This window comes from Streptomyces sp. NPDC054841 (genome assembly GCF_053611045.1).
This window is the reverse complement of record NZ_JBSGZO010000690.1, coordinates 1-3439: the sequence shown is the minus strand read 5'-3', so window position 1 is coordinate 3439 and position 3439 is coordinate 1. Positions and strand designations below refer to the sequence as shown.

3 protein-coding genes are annotated in these 3439 nt (G+C 72.9%); 2 read left to right on the top strand and 1 reads right to left on the bottom strand.

All coding sequences use genetic code 11. From position 1 onward, the window contains the following. Window positions 1-66: 66 nt before the first annotated feature. The gene (locus ACWGI8_RS41820; protein WP_453668691.1) at window positions 67-1038 is read right to left on the bottom strand and encodes a DUF4349 domain-containing protein; all 972 of its coding nucleotides are present in this window, start codon (window positions 1036-1038) and stop codon (window positions 67-69) included. Window positions 1039-1180: 142 nt separating this feature from the next. Here ACWGI8_RS41820 and hemG point away from each other — a divergent pair, with 142 nt between their 5' ends. Next, window positions 1181-2629: a protoporphyrinogen oxidase gene (gene hemG, locus ACWGI8_RS41815; protein ID WP_453668690.1), complete on the top strand. Its 1449-nt coding sequence runs from the start codon at window positions 1181-1183 to the stop codon at window positions 2627-2629. Window positions 2630-2633: 4 nt separating this feature from the next. Next, window positions 2634-3347 (top strand): hydrogen peroxide-dependent heme synthase, encoded by a 714-nt coding sequence (hemQ, locus tag ACWGI8_RS41810; protein ID WP_453668689.1) that lies wholly within the window; start codon window positions 2634-2636, stop codon window positions 3345-3347. The last annotated feature ends 92 nt before the right edge of the window (window positions 3348-3439 follow it).

Below are 3439 nucleotides of genomic sequence, written 5' to 3'. Positions count from 1 at the left end.
CCCGCCGCGTCGCCGCCGATGACCACCAGTCGTTCCATGAGGAACACGCTACGTGGGAGCGGCCGTTCAGTCCTGCCCGGGCGCCGCGTCCTGCTCGGGCGCCCGGTCCGGCTCCGTCGCACGGGCCGGCCCCGTCGCGGGGACCTGCCGGGGCGCCGGGACCGCGGCGGTGCGCCTGGCCAGCCGCGGCCGGACCAGCCACCGCCACACCGCGTACAGCGCCGCGAACACCACGGCGAACGGCGCCACCGCGCCCAGCACCAGCCCGATCCACCGCAGAGTCGTCACCAGCGCGTTCCAGCCGCCTTCCAGCGCGTCCAGGAAGCCGGTGTCGTCCTCGTCCTTCGGCTCCCTCGGCTTCTCCGCCTCGGACAGCTCCAGCGTGATCGTCGCCATCGTCGTACGGTCCTTGAGCGACGCCTGCTGGGCCAGGAGGGACTCCAGCTCGGCCTGACGCCTGCTCAGCTCGCCCTCCAGCGTGACCACATCGCTCAGCTGCGTCGCCCGGTCCATCAGCGCCCGCACCCGCGCGACGCTCGCCCGCTGCGTCGCGATCCTGCTCTCCACGTCGACCACCTGGGCGGTGACGTCCTTGGCGTCCGCCCTGCGGGACAGCAGCTTCCCGCTGCCCGCCAGGTCCGCGAGGATCCCCGTGTACCGGTCCTGCGGCACGCGCAGCACCACCCGGGACGTCACATGCGTGTCGTCGACCCGCTCGGTGGACTCGTTGGCGACGTGCCCGCCGGCACTCTCGACCGTCCTGCGGACCGAGTCGAGCGCCTTCGTCGCGTCCTTCACCTCCACACTCAGCTCGGCGGTCCTGATGATGTGGGTCTCCGGAACCTTCGGCTGCTGCTGCTTGCCTCCGGACGGCTGGGCGCCCGCGTAACCGGAGTCCGGGGCAGGGCCCTTCGCCGCGGCCGCGTCCCCGCCCGCCTTGCTGTCGAGGGCGGCGGTGTCCGTGTCGTCGGAGCCGCACCCGGCGACGGCGAGTGAGGCGATGAGGAGCACTGCCGCGAGTCTGTGCCGTGCACGCATGTCGGGTCCCCCCAAGGGATGGTGGTGGCTGGTGCCGGTTCGACGCGCGAGGCAGGTACGCGGGTTGCCGTATTCCGGTTCCGAAGGGGTCACGGTCAGGACTCGTTACGGGACACCGACGGGCGTTTGAGAGAGTGGAGGCATGCTGTCCATCTCAGAGCGCCCGGCCGCCCGTACCGGCCATGTCGTCGTCATCGGCGGTGGTATCGCGGGCCTCGCGGCCGCGCACCGGCTGCTGACCACCGGGGTACGCGTGACCCTGCTGGAGGCGACCACCCGGCTCGGCGGCAAGCTCCAGACCGGCGAGATCGCCGGCGGCCCCGTCGACCTGGGCGCCGAGTCGATGCTCGCCCGCCGGCCGGAAGCGGTCGACCTCGCGCGGGCCGTCGGCCTCGGCGAACGGCTGCGGCCCCCGGCCACCGCCACCGCCTCCGTCTGGACACGCGACGCCCTGCGCCCCATGCCCAAGGGCCATGTGATGGGGGTGCCCGGCAGCCCCGACGCCCTGTCCGGACTGCTCTCCGCGGAGGGTCTCGACCGGATCGGGCACGAGCGCGACCTGCCCCCGGCCGAACTCGGCGACGACGTGGCCATCGGCGCGTACGTCGCGGAGCGCCTCGGCCGCGAGGTCGTCGACCGGCTCGTCGAGCCACTGCTCGGCGGCGTGTACGCGGGCGACGCCTACCGCATCTCCATGCGTGCCGCCGTCCCCGCGCTCTTCGAGGCGGTCAGGGCCGGCCACGGCTCGCTGCTGGACGCGGTGCGCGAGGTGCAGCGGCGGGCCGCGGAGCAGCAGCAGACCGGACCCGTCTTCATGGGCATCGAAGGCGGCGTCGGCACCCTCCCGCTCGCGGTCGCCAATGCGGTCCGCGCCGCCGGCGGGGAGATCCACACCGAGGCCCGGGTACTGGGCCTGACCCGTACCACCGAGGGGTGGCGCATCCGCACCGACCGGCGTCACTTCGACGCCGACGGGGTGATCCTCGCGGCTCCCACCTGGTCCGCCTCCGCGCTGCTCGCCGACGAGTCCCCGGCCGCCGCCGCCGAGCTCGCCGCCGTCGAGTACGCGTCGATGGCGCTGATCACCTTCGCGTTCCGCCGGGCCGACCTGGCCGGGCAGCTGCCCGCCGGCTCCGGCTTCCTCGTGCCGCCCGTCGACGGCCGCACGATCAAGGCGTCCACCTTCTCGGCCCAGAAGTGGGACTGGGTGGCCCGCAGCGCCCCGGACCTCTTCCTGCTCCGCACCAGCGTCGGCCGCTTCGGCGAGGAGGACCAGCTGGAGCGCGAGGACGCCGACCTCGTCTCGGTGTCCCTGAAGGACCTCGGCGAGGCGACCGGCCTCACCGCGCGCCCCGTCGCGACCGAGGTCACCCGCTGGATCGGCGGACTGCCGCAGTACCCCGTCGGCCATCTCGCCCGCGTCGGGCGGGTCCGGGACGCCGTGGCGAAGCTGCCGGGACTGCGGGTCTGCGGGGCGGCGTACGACGGCGTGGGCATCCCCGCGTGCATCGGCAGCGGACAGCGCGCGGCGGACGAGATCATCGCCACGGCCCCCCTGGTGCAGGGCACTGTCCGTGACGGGCGAGAATAGTTGTATGAGTGCGCCCGAAAAGATCCCGAACGCCGGTAAGAAGGCGAAGGACCTCAACGAGGTCATCCGCTACACCCTGTGGTCAGTCTTCAAGCTGCGCGACGTGCTGCCGCAGGACCGTGCCGGCTACGCCGACGAGGTCCAGGAGCTGTTCGACCAGCTCGCGGCCAAGGACGTCACCGTTCGCGGTACGTACGACGTGTCCGGCCTGCGCGCCGACGCCGACCTCATGATCTGGTGGCACGCGGAGACCGCGGACCAGCTCCAGGAGGCGTACAACCTGTTCCGCCGCACCCGCCTGGGCCGCGCGCTGGAGCCGGTCTGGTCGAACATGGCGCTGCACCGCCCCGCCGAGTTCAACAAGGCGCACATCCCGGCGTTCCTCGCCGACGAGACGCCGCGGAACTACGTCTCGGTGTACCCCTTCGTGCGCTCGTACGACTGGTACCTGCTCCCCGACGAGGACCGCCGCCGGATGCTCGCCGACCACGGCAAGATGGCCCGCGGCTACCCGGACGTGCGCGCGAACACGGTCGCCTCGTTCTCGCTCGGCGACTACGAGTGGATCCTCGCCTTCGAGGCCGACGAGCTGTACCGCATCGTCGACCTCATGCGCCACCTGCGCGCCTCCGAGGCCCGTATGCACGTCCGCGAAGAGGTCCCGTTCTACACGGGGCGCAGGAAGAGCGTCGCGGATCTGGTGGCCGGGCTTGCGTGACGCCTCTCGGCCGGGGGTCCGGGGGGTGGCCCCCGGGAGATGCAGTACGGGGCGCAGGAAGAGCGTCGCGGATCTGGTGGCCGGGCTTGCGT

Excerpts from the sequence above, each read along its gene's own strand:
- ACWGI8_RS41820 (WP_453668691.1), bottom strand. The coding sequence starts at position 1,038 with ATGCGTGCACGGCACAGACTCGCGGCAGTGCTCCTCATCGCCTCACTC.
- hemG (WP_453668690.1), top strand. The coding sequence starts at position 1,181 with ATGCTGTCCATCTCAGAGCGCCCGGCCGCCCGTACCGGCCATGTCGTC.
- hemQ (WP_453668689.1), top strand. The coding sequence starts at position 2,634 with ATGAGTGCGCCCGAAAAGATCCCGAACGCCGGTAAGAAGGCGAAGGAC.